At 71.6% G+C, this 25553-nt stretch carries 20 protein-coding genes; 16 read left to right on the plus strand and 4 right to left on the minus strand.

Annotated elements, in window-relative coordinates; translation table 11 throughout:
- The first annotated feature begins 40 nt into the window (after positions 1-40).
- From RV986_RS40135 to RV986_RS40150, 4 genes are all read left to right on the plus strand, one after another.
- Positions 41-856, plus strand: a complete 816-nt coding sequence (locus RV986_RS40135) for a TlyA family RNA methyltransferase (RefSeq protein ID WP_475922088.1) — start codon at positions 41-43, stop codon at positions 854-856.
- On the plus strand, positions 853-1758 hold the full coding sequence (locus tag RV986_RS40140; RefSeq protein ID WP_475922089.1) for an NAD kinase: 906 nt from the start codon (positions 853-855) through the stop codon (positions 1756-1758). The genes RV986_RS40135 and RV986_RS40140 overlap by 4 nt, the downstream gene beginning before the upstream one ends.
- A gap of 137 nt (positions 1759-1895) precedes the next feature.
- On the plus strand, positions 1896-3626 hold the full coding sequence (gene recN / locus RV986_RS40145; RefSeq protein WP_475922090.1) for a DNA repair protein RecN: 1731 nt from the start codon (positions 1896-1898) through the stop codon (positions 3624-3626).
- A gap of 447 nt (positions 3627-4073) precedes the next feature.
- Positions 4074-5210 (plus strand): glycosyltransferase family 4 protein, encoded by a 1137-nt coding sequence (locus RV986_RS40150; protein ID WP_475922091.1) that lies wholly within the window; start codon positions 4074-4076, stop codon positions 5208-5210.
- Between the two features lie 18 nt (positions 5211-5228).
- Here the strand turns inward: RV986_RS40150 and RV986_RS40155 are convergent, their stop codons facing one another.
- From RV986_RS40155 to RV986_RS40165, 3 genes are all read right to left on the minus strand, one after another.
- Positions 5229-6869 (minus strand): PucR family transcriptional regulator, encoded by a 1641-nt coding sequence (locus RV986_RS40155; RefSeq protein WP_475922092.1) that lies wholly within the window; start codon positions 6867-6869, stop codon positions 5229-5231.
- 58 nt (positions 6870-6927) lie between these two features.
- Positions 6928-8265, minus strand: coding sequence for an FAD-binding oxidoreductase (locus tag RV986_RS40160; protein WP_475922093.1), 1338 nt, complete (start codon positions 8263-8265; stop codon positions 6928-6930).
- A 252-nt stretch (positions 8266-8517) separates the two neighbouring features.
- Positions 8518-10320, minus strand: a complete 1803-nt coding sequence (locus RV986_RS40165; RefSeq protein WP_475924607.1) for a glycoside hydrolase family 15 protein — start codon at positions 10318-10320, stop codon at positions 8518-8520.
- 505 nt (positions 10321-10825) lie between these two features.
- Here RV986_RS40165 and RV986_RS40170 point away from each other — a divergent pair.
- The 12 genes from RV986_RS40170 (at position 10826) to RV986_RS40225 (ending at position 24871) form a co-directional block, all read left to right on the plus strand.
- Complete coding sequence (locus tag RV986_RS40170) at positions 10826-12493, plus strand: CTP synthase (protein ID WP_475922094.1); 1668 nt, start codon at positions 10826-10828, stop codon at positions 12491-12493.
- A gap of 86 nt (positions 12494-12579) precedes the next feature.
- Entirely contained in the window at positions 12580-13206 is a 627-nt protein-coding gene (locus RV986_RS40175) for an NUDIX domain-containing protein (protein WP_475922095.1), read from the plus strand.
- A 192-nt stretch (positions 13207-13398) separates the two neighbouring features.
- Positions 13399-15603, plus strand: coding sequence for a tetratricopeptide repeat protein (locus RV986_RS40180; RefSeq protein ID WP_475922096.1), 2205 nt, complete (start codon positions 13399-13401; stop codon positions 15601-15603).
- A gap of 165 nt (positions 15604-15768) precedes the next feature.
- Positions 15769-16893: an alanine dehydrogenase gene (gene ald, locus RV986_RS40185; RefSeq protein WP_475922097.1), complete on the plus strand. Its 1125-nt coding sequence runs from the start codon at positions 15769-15771 to the stop codon at positions 16891-16893.
- Between the two features lie 423 nt (positions 16894-17316).
- Positions 17317-18444, plus strand: coding sequence for a ParA family protein (locus RV986_RS40190; protein WP_475922098.1), 1128 nt, complete (start codon positions 17317-17319; stop codon positions 18442-18444).
- On the plus strand, positions 18429-18995 hold the full coding sequence (locus RV986_RS40195; protein ID WP_475922099.1) for a hypothetical protein: 567 nt from the start codon (positions 18429-18431) through the stop codon (positions 18993-18995). Before RV986_RS40190 ends, RV986_RS40195 begins: the two co-directional genes overlap by 16 nt.
- Positions 18996-19013: 18 nt before the next feature.
- The gene (locus tag RV986_RS40200) at positions 19014-20237 is read left to right on the plus strand and encodes a segregation and condensation protein A (RefSeq protein WP_475922100.1); all 1224 of its coding nucleotides are present in this window, start codon (positions 19014-19016) and stop codon (positions 20235-20237) included.
- Complete coding sequence (gene scpB / locus RV986_RS40205; RefSeq protein WP_475922101.1) at positions 20234-20890, plus strand: SMC-Scp complex subunit ScpB; 657 nt, start codon at positions 20234-20236, stop codon at positions 20888-20890. The genes RV986_RS40200 and scpB overlap by 4 nt, the downstream gene beginning before the upstream one ends.
- Positions 20890-22089, plus strand: a complete 1200-nt coding sequence (locus tag RV986_RS40210; RefSeq protein WP_475922102.1) for a pseudouridine synthase — start codon at positions 20890-20892, stop codon at positions 22087-22089. Before scpB ends, RV986_RS40210 begins: the two co-directional genes overlap by 1 nt.
- A 256-nt stretch (positions 22090-22345) precedes the next feature.
- Entirely contained in the window at positions 22346-23086 is a 741-nt protein-coding gene (locus tag RV986_RS40215) for an NUDIX hydrolase (protein ID WP_475922103.1), read from the plus strand.
- The gene (locus RV986_RS40220) at positions 23087-24112 is read left to right on the plus strand and encodes an ADP-ribosylglycohydrolase family protein (RefSeq protein WP_475922104.1); all 1026 of its coding nucleotides are present in this window, start codon (positions 23087-23089) and stop codon (positions 24110-24112) included. It abuts the gene before it with no gap.
- 3 nt (positions 24113-24115) lie between these two features.
- Positions 24116-24871: a nucleotidyltransferase domain-containing protein gene (locus tag RV986_RS40225; protein WP_475922105.1), complete on the plus strand. Its 756-nt coding sequence runs from the start codon at positions 24116-24118 to the stop codon at positions 24869-24871.
- Here RV986_RS40225 and RV986_RS40230 read toward each other — a convergent pair.
- A complete protein-coding gene (locus RV986_RS40230) occupies positions 24797-25546 on the minus strand; it encodes a nucleotidyltransferase domain-containing protein (RefSeq protein ID WP_475922106.1) in 750 nt (249 codons plus the stop codon). The two genes, RV986_RS40225 and RV986_RS40230, sit on opposite strands and share 75 nt — an antisense overlap.
- Between the last annotated feature and the right edge of the window lie 7 nt (positions 25547-25553).

Below are 25553 nucleotides of genomic sequence, written 5' to 3' on the forward strand. Positions count from 1 at the left end.
ACCTATCAATGGCCGTACGACCGCAGGAGCTGAACCGAACGTGGCAGGAGTGGCACGCCGCCGCCTCGACGCCGAGCTGGTCCGCCGTAAGCTCGCCCGCTCGCGTGAGCACGCCGGGCAGCTGATCGCCGCCGGCCGGGTGAGCGTCGGTAAGACCCTCGCGACCAAACCCGCCACCCAGGTGGAGACCGCCGCCCCGATCGTGGTCGCCCAGGACGACAGCGACCCCGACTACGTCTCGCGCGGTGGGCACAAGCTCGCGGGCGCCCTGGCGGCCTTCGTGCCCCAGGGGCTGAAGGTCGAGGGACGGCGTGCGCTGGACGCCGGAGCGTCCACCGGAGGCTTCACCGATGTGCTGCTGCGCGCGGGTGCCGCCCAGGTCGTCGCCGTGGACGTCGGCTACGGTCAACTTGCCTGGTCTCTGCAGAGCGATGAACGCGTCACCGTCAAGGACCGTACGAACGTACGCGAGTTGACGTTGCAGGCGATCGATGGGAAGCCCGTGGATCTTGTTGTCGGGGATCTGTCCTTCATCCCGCTCGGCTTGGTGCTGCCCGCCCTCGTGCGGTGCGCGGCACCCGACGCCGATCTGGTGATGATGGTCAAGCCGCAGTTCGAGGTGGGGAAGGAACGGCTGGGGAGTGGTGGAGTCGTACGCAGTCCGGAACTGCGCGCCGAGGCCGTGCGCGGCGTGGCCCGGCGGGCCGCGGAACTGGGGCTCGGGGTGAAGGGCGTGACCGCGAGTCCGTTGCCCGGACCCTCGGGCAATGTCGAGTACTTTCTGTGGCTGCGTGCCGAGGCACCCGAACTCGACCCGGCCGACGTTGACCGTGCAGTGGCGGAGGGGCCCCGTTGACACAGACCCGAGATCGTACTGTTTTCCTGCTCGCCCACACCGGGCGGCCCGCTGCGATCCGCAGCGCCGAACTCGTGGTCCAGGGGCTGTTGCGCTCCGGGATCGGGGTGCGGGTGCTGGAGGCGGAGGCGGCCGACCTGCCGCTGCCGCCCGAGGTGGAGCTGGTGAAGGAGGCCACTCCACAGTGCCTCGACGGCTGCGAACTGCTGATCGTGCTCGGCGGTGACGGCACACTGCTGCGCGGCGCCGAGTTCGCCCGTGCCTCCGGGGTGCCGATGCTCGGCGTCAACCTCGGCAGCGTCGGCTTCCTCGCGGAGGCCGAGCGCGACGACCTCGACAAGGTCGTCGACCGGGTGGTGACCAAGGCGTACGAGGTCGAGGAACGGATGACCGTCGACGTCGTCGTGCACCAGAACGGCACCATCGTCCACACCGACTGGGCGCTCAACGAGGCCGCCGTGCAGAAGGTCTCCGCCGAGAAGCTGCTGGAGGTGGTCCTGGAGATCGACGGGCGGCCCGTCACCGGCTTCGGGTGCGACGGCATCTGCCTGTCGACGCCGACCGGCTCCACGGCGTACGCGTTCTCCGCGGGCGGGCCCGTCGTGTGGCCGGAGGTCGAGGCGCTGCTCATGGTGCCGATCAGCGCGCACGCGCTGTTCGCCAAGCCGCTGGTGACCTCGCCGAACTCGGTGCTCGCCGTGGAGGTGCTGCCGCACATTCCGCCGGGTGTGCTGTGGTGCGACGGGCGGCGGACGGTGGAGTTGCCGCCGGGGGCGCGGGTGGAGGTGCGGCGGGGGGCGGTGCCGGTACGGCTCGCTCGGCTGCACCACGCCTCGTTCACCGATCGGCTGGTGGCCAAGTTCGCGTTGCCGGTCTCCGGGTGGCGCGGGGCGCCGCACTGACACCCCCGTGGGTGACGCCGCACCGACACTCCCGTGGGTGACAAGGTGCCCTTTGTGGGTGCTTGTCACCTGCGGCTACGTGGCTGCGGGGCGGGGGCCGTCGCACATCCTCGGCCGGACCTCGTAAGGTCGTGTCCGTGTTGGAGGAGATGCGGATACGGTCGCTCGGAGTCATCGACGACGCGGTCGTCGAGCTGTCGCCCGGCTTCACCGCCGTGACCGGTGAGACCGGTGCGGGCAAGACGATGGTGGTCACCAGCCTCGGGCTGCTGCTCGGCGGGCGCGCGGACCCCGCCCTCGTACGGATCGGCGCCAAGAACGCCGTCGTGGAGGGGCGGATCACCGTGCCCCCGGGCGGTACGGCGGTCGTACGGGCCGAGGAGGCGGGCGCCGAGCTCGACGACGGTGCGCTGCTGATCAGCCGTACCGTTTCGGCCGAGGGGCGCTCCCGGGCGCACCTGGGCGGCCGTTCCGTGCCGGTGGGCGTGCTCGCCGAGCTGGCCGACGAGCTGGTGGCCGTGCATGGGCAGACCGACCAGCAGGGGCTGCTCAAGCTGTCCCGGCAGCGGCAGGCGCTCGACCGGTACGCCGGGGACGCGGTCGCCGTGCCGCTCGCCAAGTACGCGGGTGCCTACCGGCGGCTGCGGGCCGTCTCGGCCGAGCTGGACGAGATCACCACGCGCGCGCGTGAGCGGGCCCAGGAAGCCGACCTGCTGCGCTTCGGACTCGACGAGATCGCCGCGGTCGAGCCGCGCGCGGGCGAGGACGGGGAACTGTCGGCGGAGGCGGAGCGGCTCGGGCACGCGGAGGCGCTCGCGTCCGCCGCCACGGCTGCCCATGCCGCGCTCGCGGGCAATCCCGAGGACCCCGAGGGCATCGACGCGGCGACGCTCGTCGCGGGCGCGCACCGGGCCCTGGAGGCCGTACGGTCGCACGACTCCGCCCTCGCCGGCCTGTCCGGGCGCATCGGGGAGATCAACATCCTGCTGCGCGATGTGGCGGGGGAGCTCGCCGGGTACGCCGACGACCTCGACGCCGATCCGCTGCGGCTCTCGGCCGTGGAGGAGCGCCGGGCCGCGCTGACCCAGCTGACCCGGAAGTACGGCGAGGACATCGACGCCGTGCTGGCCTGGGCCGAGCAGGGCGCCGCGCGGCTCCTCGAACTCGACGGCGACGACGAGCGGATCGACGAACTGACGGGTGAGCGGGATGCGCTGCGGGCCGAACTGGGCGGCCTTGCGCAGGCGCTGACGGACGCCCGGACGGAGGCCGCCGAACGGTTCGCCGCCGCCGTGACCGCCGAGCTGGCCTCGCTCGCCATGCCGCACGCGCGCGTGTCGTTCGACATCCGGCAGAGCGACGACCCCGAGGGCGTGGAACTCGGCGGACGTACGGTCGCGTACGGGCCCGCGGGTGTGGACGAGGTCGAGCTGCTGCTCGCTCCGCACCCGGGAGCGCCGCCGCGGCCCATCGCCAAGGGCGCGTCCGGTGGTGAGCTCTCGCGGGTGATGCTCGCGGTGGAGGTCGTGTTCGCGGGGACCGATCCGGTGCCGACCTATCTGTTCGACGAGGTCGACGCGGGGGTCGGCGGCAAGGCCGCGGTGGAGATCGGGCGGCGGTTGGCCAAGCTGGCCAAGAGCGCGCAGGTGGTCGTGGTGACGCATCTTCCGCAGGTGGCCGCGTTCGCCGACCGGCAGTTGCTCGTGGAGAAGACGAACGACGGGTCCGTCACCCGTTCCGGGGTGAAGGTGCTGGAGGGGGAGGAACGGATTCGGGAGCTGTCCCGGATGCTGGCGGGGCAGGAGGACTCGGAGACGGCGCGGGCGCATGCGGAGGAGTTGTTGGCCACGGCCCGGGGCGACCGGTAGCCGTCCCGGCGGGGTGGGGTGGGGTGGGGTGGGGTGGTAGTCTTCTGCGCCGCTCCGCGACGGGCTCTGCCACCGCTCCGCGGTGTGGACAGCTTGACCGCCCCACTGGTCACTTCACCGACCCCGAGCGCCACCTGGTGGCCGCGACGGGGTACGGGGAGAAGATCGGCGCGGTGGCGGCCCGGCCGCTGGGGTGAGCGGGCCCGTCGTGACGAGGTGAGCGGGCCCCGTCGTAAAGACGTCGCACTTTTCACTCGTGTGGGTGACAGGTGTCGTCGAGTTGGCCGGTGCGCCGCGTACCGCGCTCCGGTGGCGGTCCCGGAACACCCGTGCGGCCTGGCATCCTTGGCGTAGTACGCGGAGCACGACGTGCGGTTCACCCCCCTCTGCACATCCTTCTGTACGTTCTTCGTGACCGTCCGACGCCGAACCAGGAGCCCCGGCCACGTGAGCCACGTGAGCAGCCACTCACTGCACGGCCAGTCGCCGCTGCGCACCGTGCAGGTGCTCGGCGGCGGAAGCGCGGGCAGCAGCGCGCATGTGCGGTCGCTGGCTTCGGGGCTCGTCGCCCGAGGTGTGCGGGTGACCGTGTGCGCTCCCGCCGAGGCCGATCACGCGTACGGGTTCACCGGTGTGGGTGCCCAGCACGTCCCCGTACCGCGCAGCAGTGACCCCGCCTCCGTGGCCGCGCTGCGGACGGTCTGCGGGGACGCCGACCTCGTGCACGCGCACGGGCTGCACGCCGCGCTGCGGGCCGTGCTCGCGCTCGGCGGACGCCGCACCCCGCTCGTCGTCACCTGGCACACCCGTTCGCACGCGGAGGGGGCGCGGGCCCAGCTGCTGCGCCTGTTGGAGCGGCGGGTCGCCAAGGCCGCCGCCGTGGTGCTGGGGACCTCCTCCGATCTCGTGGACCGTGCCCGCAGGCGGGGCGCGCGGGACGCCCGGCTCGCCGCCGTCGCGTTTCCGACGCCGCGCAAGGCCGTCGAGTACGGGGATCCCGACCGGCTCCGGCACAAGGCGCGGGCCGAACTCGGCGCCACCGGGCGCCCGTTGCTCATGGCCGTCGGTTCCCTCGACCGGCACCGCGGATACGACACCCTGCTGGACGCGGCGCGGGTGTGGCGCGGCCTCGACCCCGCGCCGCTGCTCGTGATCGCCGGGGAGGGGCCGCTGCGGGCGGTCCTTCAGCGGCGGATCGAGGACGAGGAGCTGCCGGTCCGGCTCGTCGGGCGGCGCGAGGACGTCTCCGAGCTGCTCCTGGCCGCCGATCTCGCGGTGCTGACGAGCGGTTGGGAATCCCGCTCGGTGCTCGCCCAGGAAGCCCTGCACGCGCGCGTGCCGCTCGTCGCGACCGCCGTGGGCGGTATCCCCGAGCTGGTCGGCGACGCGGCCGAACTCGTCCCGTGCGCGGACGCGGAGGCCCTCGCCGACGCCGTCGTAAGCCTGCTCGGGGATACCGCTCGCCGGGAGCTGCTCAAGGAGAACGGGGTGCGGCAGGCCGCGACCTGGCCCACCGAGGACGAGACCGTCGCCCAAGTGCTGAGTGTCTACGACGAGTTGACCCAGACCCGGCCCCTTGCCTAGCGCACGCTGCTCGGCGGCTCAGGACACATGCCTTCGTGCGCGCAGTGCGAGGCTCAACGCCAGTACCGTCTGCGGGTCGTCCAGGTCCGTGCCGAGCAACTCCCCGATCCGGGCCAGGCGGTTGTAGAGGGTCTGCCGGTTGAGGTGCAGCTCGCGGGCCGTCTCGGCCTTGCGGCCCGCGTGGGCCAAGTACGTCTCCAGGGTGGGCAGCAGCGGCGGCTTGGAGCGGTGGTCGTGATCGCGGAGGGGGCCGATGGCGCGGTCCACGAAGGCCTCCAGGTCCGGGTGGTCGCGCAGGCGCCACAGCAGGAGGTCGATGTCCAGGCGGCGGGCGTCGTACCAGGGGCGGTCCGACAGACCCTGTGCCGCCGTCGCCGTCTCCGCCGCGTGCCGCAGTCCCGCCGAGGCCGTCGCCCAGCTGCCCGCGACCCCGACCACCACCACCGGCGGCTGCGCCCCGGGCCGCTGCATGCCCGCGCGCTCCACGCCCGCCCGGAGGGCCGCCGCGACCCGGTCCGCGACCGCCGCGCGCTCGGACTCCGAACGCAGGCCCAGCAACAGGGGGACGCGGCCCTCGACCGGACGTACGCCCAGCAGGACCGGTACCCCCACCGAGGCCAGCTCCTCCGCGACCGCGCGCGCCAGGACGGCCCAGCCGCCACCGGGGGAGGGGCCGTCGGCGAGCCGCATCACGACCGGCAGCAGCGGGCCGGTGCCGGGCTTGAAGCCGAGCACCCGGGCCTGCGCGGGCGCGTCCTCGGCCTCGATGCGGCCCTCCGCCAGGTCGGTCAGGAAGTCGCCGCGGCCGCGCGCCGCGAGCTCCTCCTCCTGGCGGGCCTGCATCAGGACGACGGCCAGGATGCCCGCGGCCCGCTCCGCCGCGATCCGGTGCACGGGCGCGATCGGGGCGCTGACCGGGAGGAGGACCAGCCGGGCGCGTACGGAACCCGTCCCGGGGCCGCCGCCCGGCACGTCCACCAGCGTCGTCCCGGCCGGCGGCTGCTCCTTGCGCTGGCCGCGCAGCCCCTCCCACACCTGGAGCGGATCGGCGCCCGCGGAGCCGGCCCCGGCGGCGTACAGGAGCTGCCCGTCCGGGGTCTCCAGGAAGACGGGGTTGCCGCTGAACTCCGCGAGGATGCCGAGGACCTGGGGGATGCCCCCGCCGCCGAGGAGGGCCTCGGTACAGCGGCGGTGCACCTCTTCCGCCTGCTGCAGCAGTGCGTAGTGGCCGTTGACGATCTCGGTGTGGATCTCCTCCGTGACCGCCACGAAGGGCACCTCACGGTGCAGCTGGACGAGCGGGAGACCGGCGGAGCGGGCCGTCTCCACGAGGGCCGCGGGCAGCCGGGTGAAGCGCGGGCCGAGTTCCACGACGAGCGCCGCGATGCCCCGCTCTGCCAGGGTGCGGACGAAGGCGCGCTGGTCGGCGGGGCGGGTGCCGAGGCCGTAACCGGTGGTGAGGAGCAGTTCGCCGCCCTTGAGGAGCGAGGCGATGTTCGGGACCTCGCCCGCGTGCACCCAGCGCACGGTGCGGCCCAGCCGGTCGGCGCCCGCGAGGATCTCCGGCAGCCCGCCGCGCAGCCCGGGCAGCTCCAGAGCCCGCTGCACGGTGATTCCGGCGCCCTGGGTGTCGTAACGGCTGTCCAAACGGCTGTCCATGCAGCGGACGGTACCCGTGGAGGCGTTCCGGAGGCATGTCCGAGACCCCCGCCGCTCGCTACGCGGGCAGGACGGTGTGGTTGAAGCGGAAGACATTGTCCGGGTCGTACGCGGCCTTCACCGCGGCCAGCCGTCGGATGTTCCCGGCGCCGAGGCCGGCCACCACCCGGTCCGCGCCCTCGTCGCCGATGAAGGTGAGGCAGGCCGCGCCGGTGCTCCACGGCCGGAAGGCGGCGCGGACGTCCTCGACCCACTGGACACAGCGCTCGTCGTCGGCCGGGTCCGCCCAGCTCCCGAAGGGGTGCACGATCCACGGCGCGTTCCGGTACGGCACCGGGAAGCGGGCCGGGCCGGAGGCGACCGCGCCGCCCTGCGGGAACAGCAGGTGCCGGGTGCCCGCGGACACCGGCATGGCGTTCCCCAGGTCGCAGAAGGCGTCCACGGCCTCGTCGGGCAGGCCGGTCAGGCACTCGGCGGACGAGTGGTTCCTGAGACCCGGCGGGTCGTCCGGCATGCGCTGGAGGTCGGCGTAGGGGAGGGCGGTGAGGATCTCGGCCTCGTGCGGCAGCGCCAGCAGCGGCTGGGCGAGCCTGCGCAGGTCCTGCTCGCCGCCCGCGTACGCCAGGAGTGCGCAAAGCAGCCGTTTGCGGATGATGCCGCCGCCCGCCTCCGGCGGGGCGGCCGCGATGATCTCGCGGTAGGTGCGGACCACGTCCGGGGCGGTCTCCGGCCGGTATGTCAGCAGGGCGATCGAGAATTCCGGCAGCGGGCGCAGTTTCAGGGTCAGCGCGGTGGCGACGCCGAAGTTGCCACCACCGCCGTGCAGGGCCCAGAAGAGCTCCGGGTTCTCCTGGTCGGTGGCCCGGACCTGCGAGCCGTCGGACGTGACCAGGTCGACGCCGAGCAGGTTGTCGACGGGGAGGCCGAAGGCCCGGTCGAGCCAGCCGGTGCCGCCGCCGAGCACGAGGCCGCCGACGCCGATGCCGGAGGCCCGGCCGCCGGTGGTCGCCAGGCCGTGGGGCCGGGTGGCGCGGTCGAGGTGGCTCATGAGGGCGCCGCCCTCGACCCGTACCGTCTCGGAGCCGGGGTGGACGGTCACCTTGTGCATACGGCGCAGGTCGACGACCAGGCCGTTGTCGTTGAGCGCCATGCCGGCGACGCTGTGGCCGCCGCCGCGGATCGCGATGTGGAGGTCCAGGTCCCGGGCGAAGCGGACCGAGTGGACTACGTCCGCCGTGGTCTCGCACTGGGCGATCACTGCGGGGTGGCGGTCGATCATGCCGTTGAAGACTGTGCGGGCGTTGTCGTAGCCGGGGTCATCCGGCCTGAACGCGTCGCCGGTCAGTTGTGTGCGCAGGGTGGTGAGGCGGGTGTAGGCCTTTGTGAAGGGGGACATCGCGGGTGCCCCCTTTTTTTCAGGAGGGGACAGGAATGATTTCAGCCTAGGGGCTCGTGTGAGGCTGCGGCCCGGTGGGGGCTGGTCGCGCAGTTCCCCGCGCCCCTAAAAGCCGCTGCCCGCGTCCTCTGGGAAGTCGCTGAGCCCGGGCCCCCGGGGCCTCTGGGAAAGCCGCTGCCCGCGCCCCCTGGGAAAGCCGCTGCCCGCGCTCCTCGGGAAAGGTAGCGCGGGCAGTTGTGTTGTCGCTCGTCGTCAGCCGCCGTATGCCCCGCTCGCCGTCAGCCGTAGTGCGGTGTCGATCAGGGGCACATGGCTGAAGGCCTGCGGGAAGTTGCCGACCTGGCGCTGGAGGCGGGGGTCCCATTCCTCGGCCAGCAGGCCCAGGTCGTTGCGGAGGGCCAGGAGCTTTTCGAAGAGCTTGCGGGCCTCGTCGACGCGGCCGATCATCGCCAGGTCGTCCGCCATCCAGAAGGAGCAGGCCAGGAAGGCCCCCTCGTCGCCCTCCAGGCCGTCCACGCCCGCGTCCTCGCCGGTGGTCGGGTAGCGCAGGATGAAGCCGTCCGAGGTGGACAGCTCGCGCTGGATCGCCTCGATGGTGCCGATCACGCGCTTGTCGTCGGGCGGCAGGAAGCCCATCTGGGGGATGAGGAGCAGCGAGGCGTCCAGCTCCTTGGAGCCGTACGACTGGGTGAAGGTGTTGCGCTCCTTGTCGTAGCCCTTCTCACACACGTCCCGGTGGATGTCGTCGCGCAGTTCGCGCCACTTCTCCAGCGGGCCGTCCGCGTCACCGGACTCGATGAGCTTGATCGTGCGGTCGACGGCGACCCAGGCCATCACCTTGGAGTGCACGAAGTGGCGGCGCGGGCCGCGGACCTCCCAGATGCCCTCGTCCGGCTGGTCCCAGTGGTCCTCCAGGTAGCGGATCAGCTTCAGCTGGAGGAGCGAGGCGTAGTCGTTGCGGGACAGGCCCGTCATGTGGGCCAGGTGCAGGGCCTCGATGACCTCGCCGTACACATCCAGCTGGAGCTGGTGCGCGGCGCCGTTGCCGACCCGTACGGGCCTCGAATTCTCGTACCCGGGAAGCCAGTCGAGCTCCGCCTCGCCCAATTCCCGCTCGCCCGCGATGCCGTACATGATCTGCAGGCTCTCCGGGTCGCCCGCGACGGCGCGCAGCAGCCACTCGCGCCAGGCGCGGGCCTCCTCGCGGTAGCCGGTGCGCAGCAGCGAGGAGAGGGTGATCGCGGCGTCGCGGAGCCAGGTGTAGCGGTAGTCCCAGTTGCGTACGCCACCGATCTCCTCCGGGAGGGAGGTGGTGGGCGCGGCGACGATGCCGCCGGTGGGCGCGTACGTCAGGGCCTTGAGGGTGATCAGGGAGCGGACGACGGCCTCGCGGTAGGGGCCGTGGTACGTGCACTGCTCGACCCATTCGCGCCAGAACTCCCCGGTGGCCTCCAGGGCCTGCTCCGGCTCGGGCAGTGCGGGGGGCTGCTTGTGCGAGGGCTCCCACGAGATGGTGAACGCGATCCGGTCACCGGGCGCCACCGTGAAGTCCGCGTACGTGGTCAGCGCCTTGCCGTAGGTCTCGCAGGCGGTGTCGAACCAGACCGAGTCGGGTCCGGCGACGGCGACCGTGCGGCCCTCGTGCTTGTGCACCCAGGGCACCACGCGGCCGTAGCTGAAACGCATCCGCAGCGCGGAGCGCATCGGGACCCGGCCCGTGACGCCCTCCACGATCCGGATCAGCTGTGGCGCGCCGTCGCGCGGCGGCATGAAGTCGGTCACACGGACCGTGCCGCGCGGGGTGTCCCACTCGGATTCGAGGATCAGTGAGTCGCCGCGATACCGGCGGCGCGCCGCCGTCGGTGGCTCGGCGTCGGCGGCGTGGGCCGGCCCGAGCCGCCAGAATCCGTGTTCCTCCGTGCCGAGCAGTCCTGCGAAGACGGCATGGGAGTCGAAGCGGGGCAGGCACAGCCAGTCCACCGTGCCGTCCCGGCAGACCAGTGCTGCGGTCTGCATGTCTCCGATGAGTGCATAGTCCTCGATGCGCCCGGCCACGTGCATCTCCAGTCGAACGGCCACGTCGCCCCCGAGGGGCGGTCGCTCTGCGGTCAGGGAACAGGAACGTTAAAACGTTAGAAGATTGGATATTAGAACGTTAGAACGTCGGTAAAGCGTCGTTGCGGAACGTCAAATTATTGGTGCGATTGTCGTTGCGAAACGAACTGACGAGCTCTCGTTGTTCCGGGATACGGGCGGGGATGGTGCCGTGTGCCGGCCGGGCTCGGCAGCGAGTGTCCGAGCAGGATACGACGCACCTGGAAGATCCGCGTGCCGCTCCAGGCAACCCGAGTGGTCCGATCGAGTGAGTGCTGTGTGAGGGCTGTGCCCGCACGTGTGCGGAGCGTGGCCGGAAGCGGCCTCGTCGCGTCGCTGATACCCTGGTAGCCCGTGGACCGGTGGGCATGAAACCCCCGAACCGCAGCGACGGCACCTCCGGAGATCTTCGGACACCACGCCGGTACGCACTCCAGACCGCGACCACGGGAGCCCCCCTTTGGCCATGCCGCCCGCTGCTTTTCGAAGCAGCACAGCCACGACGACCAAGCACATCTTCGTCACCGGGGGTGTCGCCTCCTCCCTCGGCAAGGGCCTGACCGCCTCCAGCCTGGGCGCGCTGCTCAAGGCGCGGGGCCTGCGGGTCACCATGCAGAAGCTCGACCCGTACCTGAACGTCGACCCGGGCACCATGAACCCGTTCCAGCACGGCGAGGTGTTCGTCACCAACGACGGGGCCGAGACCGACCTGGACATCGGTCACTACGAGCGCTTCCTCGACGTGGATCTGGACGGCTCGGCCAATGTCACCACCGGCCAGGTGTACTCGACGGTCATCGCCAAGGAGCGGCGCGGTGAGTACCTGGGCGACACCGTGCAGGTCATCCCGCACATCACCAACGAGATCAAGCACCGTATCCGGCGCATGGCCACCGACGACGTGGACGTCGTCATCACCGAGGTCGGCGGCACGGTCGGCGACATCGAGTCGCTGCCCTTCCTGGAGACCGTCCGCCAGGTGCGGCACGAGGTCGGCCGGGACAACGTGTTCGTCGTCCACATCTCGCTCCTGCCCTACATCGGCCCCTCCGGTGAGCTGAAGACCAAGCCGACCCAGCACTCGGTCGCGGCCCTCAGAAACATCGGTATTCAGCCGGACGCGATCGTGCTGCGCGCCGACCGCGAGGTGCCCACCGCCATCAAGCGGAAGATCTCGCTGATGTGCGACGTCGACGAGGCGGCCGTGGTCGCGTGCATCGACGCCAAGTCGATCTACGACATCCCGAAGGTCCTGCACACCGAGGGCCTGGACGCGTACGTCGTCCGCAAGCTGGACCTGCCCTTCCGCGATGTGGACTGGACGGCCTGGGACGACCTGCTCGACCGCGTCCACAACCCGCTGCACGAGATCAACCTCGCGCTCGTCGGCAAGTACATCGACCTGCCCGACGCCTATCTCTCGGTCACCGAGGCCCTGCGCGCCGGCGGTTTCGCCAACAAGGCCCGAGTGAAGATCAAGTGGGTCACCTCGGACGACTGCAAGACCCCGGCGGGAGCGGCCAAGCAGCTCGGTGACGTCGACGCGATCTGCATCCCCGGCGGCTTCGGCGACCGCGGTGTCTCGGGCAAGGTCGGCGCGATCCAGTACGCCCGCGAGAACAGGATCCCGCTGCTCGGCCTCTGTCTGGGCCTGCAGTGCATCGTGATCGAGGCCGCGCGCAATCTGGCCGGCATTCCGGACGCCAACTCCACCGAGTTCGACTCCGCCACCGCCCACCCGGTCATCTCCACCATGGCCGAGCAGCTCGACATCGTGGCGGGCGAGGGCGACATGGGCGGAACGATGCGCCTGGGCATGTATCCGGCCAAGCTGGCAGAGGGCTCGATCGTGCGCGAGGTGTACGACGGCAAGGAGTACGTCGAGGAGCGCCACCGCCACCGCTACGAGGTGAACAACGCCTACCGCGGCGAGCTGGAGAAGAAGGCCGGTCTGCAGTTCTCCGGCACCTCCCCGGACGGCAAGCTGGTGGAGTACGTCGAGTACCCGCGCGAGGTGCACCCCTACCTGGTCGCGACCCAGGCGCACCCCGAGCTGCGCTCCCGCCCCACCCGCCCGCATCCGCTCTTCGCGGGCCTGGTCAAGGCCGCCGTGGAGCGCAAGACGGGCAAGTGACACAGGGGCTGTACGGTGGCCGGGGTACGGGTCTTTTGGGACACGTGCCCCGGTTTTCGTTCGGTGCGTAGGAGGGACAGGGCGACATGACGATCAAGGACACCCCCGAGGAGTGGGAAGTCAGGGCCACCGCGACCCCCTTCGTCGGCAACAAGACCTCCGTCCGCACCGACGACGTGGTCATGCCCGACGGCTCGGTCGCCCGCCGCGACTACCAGGTCCACCCCGGCTCGGTGGCCGTCGTCGCCCTCGACGGCCAGGACCGCGTGCTGGTACTGCGCCAGTACCGGCACCCCGTGCGCCACAAGCTGTGGGAGATCCCGGCCGGACTCCTCGACATCCCCGGCGAGAACCCGCTGCACGCGGCCCAGCGCGAGCTGTACGAGGAGGCGCACGTCAAGGCCGAGAGCTGGCGCGTGCTGACCGACGTCTACACCACGCCCGGCGGCTGCTCCGAGGCCGTCCGGATCTTCCTCGCCCGTGATCTCTCCGAGGCGGAGGGCGAGCGCTTCGAGGTCGAGGACGAAGAGGCCGACATGGAGCTGGCCCGGGTCCCCGTCGACGAACTCGTCCGCGGGGTGCTCGCCGGCGACCTGCACAACAACTGCCTCGTGGTGGGTGTCCTCTCCCTGCTCGCCGCGCGCAACGGCGACGGACTGGACACCCTGCGCCCGGCGGAGGCGCCCTGGCCGGCCCGCCCCTTCGAGGCCTGACACGCGCCGGCGCCCGCTCTCCCGCGATCCGACGGGGAACGGCACATATCAGTCCTACGATCGGTTGATCCGATCAGGGGATGTCGCCGCCGCGCTCCGCACGGATCGTCGCAGAGCGTGAACTAGGCTCTGGAAACGCCCGAACCGGAGTCCCGGCGGGCTTGCGCGCGCAGTGGGACGGGAGCGTGGCCCGTGGCGGATCAGGCGGTGGGCACAGGCGGCACGAAGGTGTCGTCAGGAGGGCGGCGTCCGGCCGCCGGGTCCGCTCCCACGGAGGGTCAGTTCCTCGGCCGTCCAAGAGAGTTGAAGGAACTCCGGGCGGACATCGAACGCGCGGGCCTGGACACCCTGGCCGGCCGCAAGGCGCCTCGCGCGCGCGTGCTGCTCATCGCCGGCAGACCCGGCTCGGGCCGCACCGCGCTCGCCGAGGAGCTCGTACGGCAGGTTGCGGGGAGTTACCCGGACGGGGTGCTGCGCGCCCGGCTCACCGACCCCGACGGCACCCCCGTGCCCACCGAACGCACCGCTCGGGAGCTGCTGACCGCCCTGGAGCTGCCCGCACCGGCCGGGGCCGCCGCCGACGACCTGAGCGAGGCGGTGCGCGAGGCACTCGCCACCCGCAGCGCCCTGCTTCTGCTCGACGACGCGGCCGACGCCGAACAGGTCGACGCCCTGCTGCCGGAGACCCCCGAGTGTCTGGTCGTCGCGGTCTCCGGAGGGCCGCTGACCGGCATCGCGGACGTCCGCCCCTGCACCCTGGGCGGCCTCGACACCAAGTCCGCGCTCGAACTGGTCGACCGTTTCACCGGCTCGGTGCGCATCACCGTCGACCCGCTCGCCGCGGAAGGACTGGTCGAGGAGTGCGCGGGCCAGCCCGCCGCCCTGCGCCTGGCCGGCGGCTGGCTCGCGGCCCGACCGACCTCGGCCGTCGCCGACCTCGCCAAGCAGCTGCGCACCGAGGGCGAGGAGGGCACCCCGCTCGCCCGGATCTTCCGGCTCGCCTACGGCGCGCTGTCCGCCGCCGCCGCGCGGACCCTGCGACTGTTCACCCTCGCCCCGGCCGGTCTCGTCGACCCGCACACCGCCTCCGCGCTCGCCGGCTGCTCGGTGGACGCCGCCCGGGCCACGCTGGACGACCTCGTCGGGCTCGGCCTGGTACGGCGTGTCGACTCGCCGCTGCCGCAGTACGAGGTGCCCGGCTGTCTGCAGCCGCTGCTGCGCTCCCTCACCGAGACCCACGACCGTCCGGCGGAGCTGCAGCTGGCCCGCGCCCGGATGCTGGAGCGGACCGTACGGCTGCTGGTGTCCTGCCGGGCCATCACCGAGACCGACTCGCCCGCCCGCGAGAAGCTCGCCGAACTGCCCCGCGAGCTGCGCTTCCCCAGCCCCAGGGCGGCCGAGGACTGGCTGCGCATCCGGCAGCCCGCGCTGCTGGCCGCGGCCCGGCTCGCGGTCGCGGACGGGGAGCTGGACACCCTGGCCCGGCGGCTGATGGCCGCGCTGGTGCGGGCGATGGTCGCCCACTTCGGCACCCGGGCCGCGGCGCCCGAGCTGTATGTCGTCCACCGGCTCGTCCTGGACGTCGCCGAGCGCCGCGGCCTGGCCCGCGAGCAGGCCGCGGCCCTGCTGAACCTGGCGGACCTGGACGCGCAGACCGGCCGTACGGACGACGCCCTGGCCCGCTACCGGGCCGCCCTGGACGCCGGACGCGCCGCGAACGACCCGTACGCGACCGGCCGCGCGATGGAATCCGTGGGCGGTGCCCACCAGGAGCTGGGGGACTACGACCGGGCCGCCGACTGGTACGGCAGGGCGCTCGCCCAGCGGCTGGCGCGGGACGAGGGTGTGGACGCCGCCCGGCTGTACGGCCGTATCGCCACCGTGCACACCTACGCGGGCCGCTACGGCGAGGCGCTGCGCAACTGGCGCGCCGCCGTCACCGGGCACCGCAGGAACGGCGATGTGGCCGCCCAGGCGCGGGCGTTGAGCGAGCTGGCGCGGGTGCAGGAGTACGCGGGACGGCCCGAGGAGTCGCTGCGCACCTGCCAGGAGGCGGTCGAGTGGGCGCGCCGCGCCGACGACCTCCGGCTGCAGGCCGCGCTGCAGCTCCGGCTGGCCGACACCCTGGACCGGCTCGGCGACCCCGCCGCCGCGCGGCTGCACCGCAAGGCGGCCGAACGCATGCTGGGCGACGAGCTTCCGGCGAGCGCGACGACCGGGGAAGGCACCGCAGGCACGGAGGGCGGGCAAGGCACGGAAGACGAGGGCGGCGACGGTGGCGACGGCGGCGACGGCGGCGACGGCGGCAAGGAAGGTGCGGAGGGCGTGGCAGGCGCAGAAGGCACGGAACAAGACGCTAACGCCTACGAAATCCGTAGTACATCCGACGAAGATTGACGCATTGAAAGGCTAGACAGAGAGAACCCCTTCATTAGACTGGCTCCGCCGCGCTCTTTCGTGGTGTCTCCCGGTGCGCCCCCATGTATCCGGGTATGACATGCATTGCCCCGGCTTGCATCGCCCCGGCCGTGCACAGCCCCAGAACCCTCTGAGCCAAGGACCGTGATCGACGTGAAGGTCGGCATCCCCCGCGAGGTCAAGAACAACGAGTTCCGGGTGGCCATCACCCCCGCAGGTGTGCACGAGCTGGTGCGCAACGGCCACCAGGTCGTCGTCGAGCGCAACGCCGGTGTCGGCTCCTCGATCACGGACGACGAGTACGTTTCCGCCGGTGCGCAGATCCTGGAGACCGCCGACGAGGTCTGGGCCACCGCCGACCTGCTGCTGAAGGTCAAGGAGCCCATCGCGGAGGAGTACCACCGCCTCCGCAAGGACCAGACCCTCTTCACCTATCTGCACCTGGCCGCTTCCAAGGAGTGCACGGACGCGCTCCTGACGTCCGGTACCACGGCGATTGCGTACGAAACCGTCGAGCTGGCCACCCGCGCGCTGCCGCTGCTCGCCCCGATGTCCGAGGTCGCGGGCCGCCTCGCCCCCCAGGTCGGCGCCTACCACCTGATGCGCGCCAACGGCGGCCGCGGTGTGCTGCCCGGCGGTGTGCCGGGTGTGCTGCCGGCCAAGGCGGTCGTCATCGGCGGCGGCGTCTCCGGCTGGAACGCCGCGCAGATCGCCATCGGCATGGGCTTCCAGGTGACCCTGCTCGACCGTGACATCAACAAGCTCAAGGAGGCGGACAAGATCTTCGGCACGAAGATCCAGACCGTCGTCTCCAACGCCTTCGAACTGGAGAAGGCCTGCCTTGAGGCCGACCTCGTCATCGGCGCCGTCCTCATCCCGGGCGCCAAGGCCCCGAAGCTGGTCACCAACGAGCTCGTTTCGCGGATGAAGCCGGGAAGTGTCCTTGTCGATATCGCGATCGACCAGGGCGGCTGCTTCGAGGACTCCCGGCCGACCACCCACGCCGAGCCGACCTTCCCGGTCCACAACTCGGTCTTCTACTGCGTCGCCAACATGCCCGGCGCCGTGCCCAACACCTCCACGTACGCGCTGACCAACGCCACGCTGCCGTACATCGTGGAACTGGCCAACCGCGGCTGGGCCGAGGCGCTGCGCCGCGACCGCGCGCTGGCCAAGGGCCTCAACACGCATGACGGCAAGGTCGTTTACCGCGAGGTCGCGGAGGCGCACGGGCTGGAGTACGTGGAGCTCGACTCCCTGCTCGGCTGAACCGCCGAAGGGTGACCGGACGGGCGGCCGGCTGACCCATCGATCGGCAAAAGGCGATACGTCAACACAGGTCGTCAACGCTCCGCACCCGGCCGGACCTTGCCCAGTGAGGTCCGGCCGGATGTGTGTCGGGTCACTTTGCGACACTCGTTCAACTCGCCACGAACGTAACTCTTTAACCGATTCGCACACCCGTGAAACCTGCTGTGCGACGGCCTTACGCCCTTGACAGAGGGGTGTTCGGTTGCCGACACATCGGGTCGGGTACGGCGGATTGTGTTGCTGCGGAGCGGTGACACGCCATAGAGTCGCCAATCGTCGGCATGGTGCCACGCTGACCTATCTAGAAGTTTCCTGGTCACCAAGGAGGTAAGACGACTTGTGAATGAGTCGACATTTACTCCCGGGGGTGGTCAACCAGGAATGCCGGCGCGGGGCCAGGGCCCCACGGGGCTCGAGGCTGTCGGCTCCGTCGCTGTCCGAACCTTCGCAGCCCATCAGAGTCCCCGGATGACTCAGACAGCACACCCGAGCATGGATGGCCATCACGTGAACGCCATGGCCGGCAACGGAAGTGGCGAGAACCGCACCCACTTCGCCGACTACGACGAACTGCCCGAGGGGCACTTCTACGACCCCGACGCCGAGTACGAGCCCGATCCCGAGTACGCGGCCACGCTCGCGCCCGACGCGGCCCGTCAGCGCCGTGAGCGCGTCGGTCCGACCGGTCGCCCGCTGCCCTACTTCCCGATCCCGGGTCCGCTGACCAGCCACGGCCCCGCGACGATCATCGCGATGTGCAACCAGAAGGGCGGCGTCGGCAAGACGACGTCGACCATCAACCTGGGCGCCGCGCTCGCGGAGTACGGACGCCGGGTCCTGCTCGTCGACTTCGACCCGCAGGGCGCGCTCTCCGTGGGCCTCGGCGTCAACCCGATGGAGCTCGACCTCACCGTCTACAACCTGCTCATGGAGCGGGGCATGGCGGCCGACGAGGTGCTCCTGAAGACGGCGGTCCCGAACATGGACCTGCTGCCCAGCAACATCGACCTGTCCGCCGCCGAAGTGCAGTTGGTGTCCGAGGTCGCGCGCGAGTCCACGCTGCAGCGCGCGCTGAAGCCGCTGATGGCCGACTACGACTACATCGTGATCGACTGTCAGCCCTCGCTCGGCCTGCTCACCGTCAACGCCCTCACGGCGGCCCACAAGGTGATCGTGCCCCTGGAGTGCGAGTTCTTCGCACTGCGCGGTGTCGCGCTGCTCACCGAGACCATCGAGAAGGTCCAGGAGCGGCTCAACCCCGAGCTGGAGCTCGACGGCATCCTCGCCACGATGTACGACTCCCGCACGGTGCACAGCCGTGAGGTGCTCGCGCGCGTGGTCGAGGCCTTCGACGATCACGTCTACCACACGGTGATCGGCCGGACCGTCCGCTTCCCGGAGACCACCGTCGCCGGTGAGCCGATCACCACGTACGCCTCCAACTCCGTCGGTGCCGCCGCCTATCGCCAGCTCGCCAGGGAGGTGCTCGCCCGGTGTCACGCCGAGTGAGTCTGCCGGGGGCCGACGAACTGTTCCGTACCACCGGGGGCATGGCGCTCCAGGCATCCACTCCCACCCGCCGGGCCAACGGAGAGGCCCGGGTACCGGCTCCGGCCGGAGAGAGCGACCCGGCCGCCGCCGGGGAGGACGTGCCGCAGTCGGTGCCCGTGCGGGGCGGCGACGGGGAGGGCGACGAACACGTCGCGGCCGACTCCGACGCCGACGCGGGGGAGTCCCGCAGCCGGGGTACGGCCCCGGAGCGCTCGGCGCGGCGCCAGGCGACCCAGGAAGCCGGCGGCGGGCAGTCCGCCCGCGGCAAGCGTTCCCGCGCCGCCAACCGGCGGCCCAGCGGGCGGGAGCGGCACGACGAGAAGATCACGGTGTACGTGTCCGCCGAGGAGCTCATGGACCTTGAGCACGCCCGGCTGGTGCTCCGCGGGGAGCACGGGCTCGCGGTCGACCGCGGGCGGATCGTCCGCGAGGCGGTCGCCGTGGTGCTCGCCGATCTTGAATCCCGCGGTGACGCGAGCATCCTCGTACGACGGCTGCGCGGGCGGTAGCGGTAGCCTGCGACGGCTATGACCTCGAACGACGTCCCTGCCCCCGCAGCCGGCTCCGCCGGCCGTCGGCGTGCGCTGGGACGGGGACCGGGCACGACACCGGTTCCGGCCGAGGAGATGGCCGAAGGCCGGGCCGGGTCTGCGGAAGAGATGGCCGAGGGCCGGGTCGAACCGACTCAGGGGATCGACGGAGGCCGGGGCGAGTCGGCTGAGGAGCCGGTTGAGGCCGCGGCGGCGACGGCGCCCGGGCCTTCCGCGCACGAGGCCCCTGCACCTCCTTCCTCCGATGCGGCGCCCGGGCTGCCGCCCGAGCCTCCCGGACCTTCGGCGGACGCGGCGTACGAGCCGCTGCCCGAGCCTCCCGTGCAGGCCGAGGCCTCCGGTGGGGGCGATGACGGGGTGTTCAAGGTGCGGCTCTCGAACTTCGAGGGGCCGTTCGACCTGCTGCTTCAGTTGATCTCGAAGCACAAGCTGGACGTCACCGAGGTCGCGCTGTCCAAGGTCACCGACGAGTTCATGGCACACATCAGGGCGATGGGCCCCGACTGGGACCTCGACCAGACGACCGAGTTCCTGGTCGTCGCGGCCACCCTGCTCGATCTCAAGGCCGCACGGCTGCTGCCCGCCGCCGAGGTCGAGGACGAGGCGGACCTGGCGCTGCTGGAGGCGCGGGACCTGCTGTTCGCGCGGCTGCTGCAGTACCGCGCGTACAAACAGATCGCGGACATCTTCAACTCCCGGCTGGAGGAAGAGGCCCGCCGCTACCCCCGTACCGTCGGGCTGGAAGCCCACCACGCCGAGCTGCTGCCCGAGGTGGTCATCAGCATCGGGGCGGAAGGATTCGCCAGGCTCGCGGTGAAGGCGATGCAGCCCAAGCCGAAGCCGCAGGTGTACGTCGACCACATCCACGCCCCGCTGGTGAGTGTGCAGGAGCAGGCCGGGATCGTGGTCGCGCGGCTGCGGGCGCTCGGGGAGGCCAGTTTCCGCGTGCTCGTCGCGGACACCGAGGACACCCTCACCGTCGTGGCCCGGTTCCTGGCCCTCCTGGAGCTCTACCGGGAGAAGGCCGTCGCCCTCGACCAGGAGGAGGCCCTCGGGGAGCTGATGGTGCGCTGGACGGGCGGGGACAACGACGATCAGCCGAAGGTGACGGACGAGTTCGACCGACCCCCCGAAGAAGCGAAACCCGAGCCGGCCAAGGCCGACGAGACCAAGGACGGCGCCAAGGAGGAGAAGGCGTGAGCCAGGAGACCACCGACACCCCGGGGGGCCTGCGCACCGTCGCCGACCTCGACCTCAAGCCCGCCCTGGAGGCCGTCCTCATGGTCGTGGACGAACCCGCGACCGAGGAGCACCTCGCCAAGATCCTGGAGCGGCCGAAGCGGCAGATCAAGGACGCGCTGCGCGAGCTGGCCGACGAGTACACCGTTCAGGGCCGCGGCTTCGAGCTACGGCTCATCGCGGGGGGCTGGCGTTTCTACACCCGGCCCGAGTACGCGGCGGCCGTCGAACGCTTCGTTCTCGACGGGCAGCAGGCCCGGCTCACCCAGGCGGCGCTGGAGACCCTGGCGGTCGTCGCGTACCGCCAGCCGGTCAGCCGATCCAGGGTCTCGGCGGTCCGCGGAGTGAACTGCGACGGTGTGATGCGCACCCTGTTGCAGCGCGGTCTGGTCGAGGAGGCGGGCACGGAACCCGAAACAGGTGCGATCCTGTACGTGACGACGAACTACTTCCTGGAGCGAATGGGCCTACGCGGTCTGGACGAGCTCCCGGAGCTCGCGCCCTTCCTCCCCGAGGCGGACGCGATCGAGGCCGAGACGCTGGAAGGGGTCCCGTCGTTCGATCCGGATGCACCGGATGCAGATGCAGACGACACGACGACGACGGAACTTTGATGCGAAGCAGTGGCAGTGGTAGTGGCAGGAACAGCGGGCGCGGCAACCCCCGCGGGACCGGTGGGGGTGGCAGTCCCCGCGGGTCCGGTGGAGGCGGCGGTTCCCGCGGGACCGGTGGGAGCGGCAGTCCTCGCGGGACCGGTGGGAGCGGCAACCCCCGGGGGACCGGTGGGGGCGGCTCCCAGCCGAGGAGCGCGGGAGGGCGCGACGACCAGCCGAAGCGCGCCGGCAAGCCCCGCCCCGAGGAGCGCCGCTACGACGTAGGCCCCGCCGCGTCCCACGAAGGCCCGAAGTCAGGGCGCGGCAACGCGGCCCGCGGCGGCGCCAAGGGCGGCCCCAAGCAGGGCCAGCAGCGCGGCGGCCGTACGGAGCCCTCGCGTTCCCGCGAGTTCGAGACGCGGGCCGAGGAGCGCAACCGGGACCGGTACGCGGGCAAGCCGGAGGTCAAGACGCCCAGGACCCACCCCGGGGCCGAGGAGGAGGGCGAGCGCCTGCAGAAGGTGCTCGCGCGCGCGGGCTACGGCTCCCGGCGCTCCTGCGAGGAGCTGATCGAGCAGGCCCGGGTGGAGGTCAACGGCGAGATCGTCCTGGAGCAGGGTCTGCGCGTCGACCCGGAGAAGGACGAGATCAAGGTCGACGGGCTGACCGTGGCCACGCAGTCGTACCAGTTCTTCTCGCTGAACAAGCCCGCCGGTGTGGTCTCGACCATGGAGGACACGGAGGGCCGGCAGTGCCTCGGTGACTACGTGACGAACCGCGAGACGCGGCTCTTCCACGTCGGGCGGCTCGACACCGAGACCGAGGGCGTCATCCTGCTCACCAACCACGGCGAGCTGGCGCACCGGCTGACCCACCCCAAGTACGGCGTGAAGAAGGTCTACCTCGCGCACATCGTGGGCCCCATCCCGCGCGACCTGGGCAAGCGCCTCAAGGACGGCATCCAGCTGGAGGACGGGTACGCGAAGGCGGACCACTTCCGGGTCGTCGAGCAGACCGGCAAGAACTACCTGGTCGAGGTGACCCTCCACGAGGGCCGCAAGCACATCGTGCGCCGCATGCTCGCGGAGGCCGGTTTCCCGGTCGACAAGCTGGTGCGCGTCTCCTTCGGCCCGATCACCCTCGGCGACCAGAAGTCGGGCTGGCTGCGCCGCCTGTCGAACACCGAGGTCGGGATGCTCATGCGCGAGGTCGACCTCTAGGCCCTGCCCGCCCAGGGTCCGCCCCGCGGCCCTGGAGGGCCGTGTGGGCCCTCCGGCCGCCCTCCCGCCCCTCCCGCCCCTCCCGGGCGTTCGGGGTGCGAGGCGGCCGTCCGGCGCGCTCCAGGGGCCGCTGAGGGGTTTCTGCCACGGATGCGCCGCGGTTGCGTCCGGGGGCTTGTGGGGGCAGGCCCGCCTTTTTATAGTCGCAGTGACTATTAAAGTGGCTGTCGCTCGTGCGGAATCGGGGGCGGGTGAGTTGCGCGCAAGGGGAGGTCTCGCCCCCGAGGGCTACGACAAGTACGCCTTCGAACCCTTCGCCGTCACCGTCGATCTCGCCGTCCTGACCGTCCGTGCGGGCGAGCTGGAGGTGCTGCTCGTCGAACGGGGGCAGGAACCGTACGCCGGCCGCTGGGCGCTGCCCGGCGGCTTCGTGCTGCCGAAGGAGTCCGCGGAGACGGCCGCCCGGCGCGAGCTCGCCGAGGAGACCGGGCTGTCGGACGTCTCCTGCCTCCATCTGGAACAGCTGCGGACCTACAGCGAGCCCGACCGCGATCCGAGAATGCGGGTCGTCTCCGTCGCGTTCGCCGCGCTGCTCCCGGACCTGCCCGAGCCGCACGGCGGCGGTGACGCGGCACAGGCCCGCTGGCTGCCGTACAACGCCTGCGGTCCGCTCGCCTTCGACCACGACCGCATCATCGCCGACGCCCACGAACGCGTCGGCGCCAAATTCGAGTACACCTGTCTCGCCACCTCCTTCTGCCCGCCCGAGTTCACCCTCGGCGAGCTGCAGCGGGTCTACGAGACGGTGTGGGGCACCGCGCTCGACCGGCCCAACTTCCGGCGCAAGGTCCTCGCCACGCCGGGCTTCGTCGAACGGGTCCCGGGGGCCGCTCGCCTCACCGGAGGCCGCGGCAAACCCGCCGCGCTCTACCGCGCGGGCGGCGCCACCGCCCTGCACCCGCCCCTGCTGCGTCCCCCTTCGGAAGGACGGCCCTGAATGACCACCACCCCGACGCTCGCGAAGCACGCCGCCACCGGGTCCCTGCTCGGTCTCGCCCTCGGCGACGCGCTGGGATTCCCGACCGAGTTCAGCGACGTACCGTCGATCCTCGCCAAGTGCGGCCCCTGGCGGGAGATGAAGCTGCCGCGGCCCGCGATCGTCACGGACGACACGCAGATGACGCTGGCGCTGGGGCGGGGGCTGCGCACGGCCATGGACCGGGGGCTGCTCACACCGCTGCGGATGGAACGGCCGGTGCGTGAGGAGTTCGTGGACTGGTACCAGTCGCCCGACAACAACCGGGCGCCCGGCCGTACCTGCCTGGTCGCGTGCAACCTGCTGAAGACCGAGGGCCGCCCCTGGCAGGACGCCAGCCAGATCGACTCCAAGGGATGCGGGGCCAACATGCGCGTGGCGCCCGTGGGGCTCGTACGGGGGCTCAGTGACGAACAGCGGTCGGGCGCCGCTCAGTTGCAGGCCGCGCTCACCCACGGCCATCCGACCGCGCTCGCCGCCTCCGATCTCACCGCCCACGCGGTATGGCTCCTCGCCGGCGGCGCCGAACCGGCCGAACTGGTCGGACTCCTGCGTTCCTACGCCCAGGAGAACCGCGGCCGTTACCTCTCCCGCTGGCTCGGCGACCTGTGGACCCGCAGCCAGGACCCCACGCCGGAGCACTTCATCGAGCGCGGCTGGGTCGAGTGCCTGGAGGCCCTCGACCGCCTCCGGGACGCCGTACGCACCGCCTCGCCGGAGAGCGACCCGTGCCTGGCCACCGGCGCCGGCTGGATCGCCGAGGAGGCGCTCACCACCGGGCTGCTCTGCTTCCTGCAGTTCGTCGACGAGCCCGTCACCGCGCTGCGCCGCGCGGCCTGCACCTCCGGCGACTCCGACTCCATCGCCTGCCTGGCGGGCGCGTTCGCGGGCGCGCACCACGGCTCGGACGTCTGGCCGACCGAGTGGGCCGACCGCATCGAGTACCAGAGCGACCTCATGTCCCTGGGGGCGCTCTGGGATGCTTGAGCGATGATCGACGACGTCCTGGCCATCGACTTGACGGCAGTGGTTGCCGAGCAGCCCGACCCGGTGTTGTTCGCCACCGTCTCCGGGGCACATCTGTACGGCTTCCCGTCACGCGACTCGGATGTCGACCTGCGGGGTGTGCACCTGTTGCCGACGGCCGAACTGGTCGGCCTGCGCGAGCCGGAGGAGACCCGGTCGCGGATGTGGGACCGGGACGGGGTCGAGATGGACCTCGTCACCCACGACCTGCGCAAGTTCGTACGGCTGATGCTGCGCCGCAACGGCTATGTGCTGGAGCAGCTGCTGTCGCCGCTGGTCGTGCACAGCGGGGAGGCGCACCGCGAGCTGGTCTCGCTCGCCCCGGGGGTCCTCACCAGCCATCACGCCCACCACTACCGGGGCTTCGCGGCCACCCAGTGGCGGCTCTTCGAGAAGACCGGCGAACTCAAACCGCTGCTCTACACGTTCCGGGTGCTGCTCACCGGCATCCATCTGATGCGCAGCGGCGAGGTGCGGGCCGATCTGCGCACGCTGGTCGGGGAGGTCGGGGAGGCTCCCGCGTATCTGCCCGACCTGATCGCCGCGAAGGCGGAGCGGGAGCACGGGGACGCGGACGTCGACCACGCGCGCGTGGCCGACGACGTGGAGCGGCTGCACGGTGTGTTGGACGCGGCGCAGGACGGGTCAGGGCTGCCGGACGTGCCGTCCGTGTACGAGGCCCTGCACGCGTTCGTCGTCAGGGTCCGTCTGGAGGGCTGAGGCGCGGCGTACGCGGACGAGGAAGTCCTCGACGCGGGCGTGGTCCGGTTCGGCGGGAAGGGGACTGCGCGTGGCCGCCTCGTCCGCTTCGTCCGCCAGCCGGGACATCCAGGCCTCGGCCTCCGGCCAGGAGACCTCGCCGCGCTTCACCGCGAGCAGCGCCTCGCGCCGGTCGCCGACGTCGATCGTCAGGGCGCCGGTGCGCAGCAGGTCGCCGGAGCTCATGAGGAGACGCAGCAGGTGCATGGCGTGCTTCCAGCGTGGGACGCCGTGCTGCCTGACGTCCGCTTCCAGCTTCTTGCGCTGGCCCAGGGCGTAACGGGTGAACGTGTCGTGCGCCCGACGGGAGAGGAACGCCTCGCGCAGGGCGAGGAGTTCGCGGCCCGTGTCGTCGACGTACTCGACGAAGGAGGAGTGCAGGCACTCCAGGATGTTCGGGTTGGCGCGCAGCGCGAGACCGCAGAAGCGCTCCAGCTCCCAGCTGAACTGCTCCTCGGCCGGACCCTCGACGTGCGTCGGCGGCTTCTCGAAGCGCCAGAAGAGCGGTGTCGGGGCGAGGAACACGCCCCGACGGTCCGTGTCGCTGTCGTCCGTGGCGAGGCCGAAGGCGCGCGAGCCCATCACACAGGAGTAGATCGTGTGGTCGCGCACCAGGGCTTCGTCATGGTCATGCATGGCCAGG

This window comes from Streptomyces sp. RLA012 (genome assembly GCF_056270325.1).

What these genes read in the sequence shown, in the direction of transcription:
- RV986_RS40155 (WP_475922092.1), bottom strand. Translation starts at nt 6,869, where the DNA reads ATGGACAGCCGTTTGGACAGCCGTTACGACACCCAGGGCGCCGGAATC.
- RV986_RS40175 (WP_475922095.1), top strand. Translation starts at nt 12,580, where the DNA reads ATGACGATCAAGGACACCCCCGAGGAGTGGGAAGTCAGGGCCACCGCG.
- RV986_RS40200 (WP_475922100.1), top strand. Translation starts at nt 19,014, where the DNA reads ATGACCTCGAACGACGTCCCTGCCCCCGCAGCCGGCTCCGCCGGCCGT.
- RV986_RS40190 (WP_475922098.1), top strand. Translation starts at nt 17,317, where the DNA reads ATGCCGGCGCGGGGCCAGGGCCCCACGGGGCTCGAGGCTGTCGGCTCC.
- RV986_RS40225 (WP_475922105.1), top strand. Translation starts at nt 24,116, where the DNA reads ATGATCGACGACGTCCTGGCCATCGACTTGACGGCAGTGGTTGCCGAG.
- RV986_RS40220 (WP_475922104.1), top strand. Translation starts at nt 23,087, where the DNA reads ATGACCACCACCCCGACGCTCGCGAAGCACGCCGCCACCGGGTCCCTG.
- RV986_RS40160 (WP_475922093.1), bottom strand. Translation starts at nt 8,265, where the DNA reads ATGTCCCCCTTCACAAAGGCCTACACCCGCCTCACCACCCTGCGCACA.
- RV986_RS40230 (WP_475922106.1), bottom strand. Translation starts at nt 25,546, where the DNA reads ATGCATGACCATGACGAAGCCCTGGTGCGCGACCACACGATCTACTCC.
- RV986_RS40210 (WP_475922102.1), top strand. Translation starts at nt 20,890, where the DNA reads ATGCGAAGCAGTGGCAGTGGTAGTGGCAGGAACAGCGGGCGCGGCAAC.
- RV986_RS40170 (WP_475922094.1), top strand. Translation starts at nt 10,826, where the DNA reads ATGCCGCCCGCTGCTTTTCGAAGCAGCACAGCCACGACGACCAAGCAC.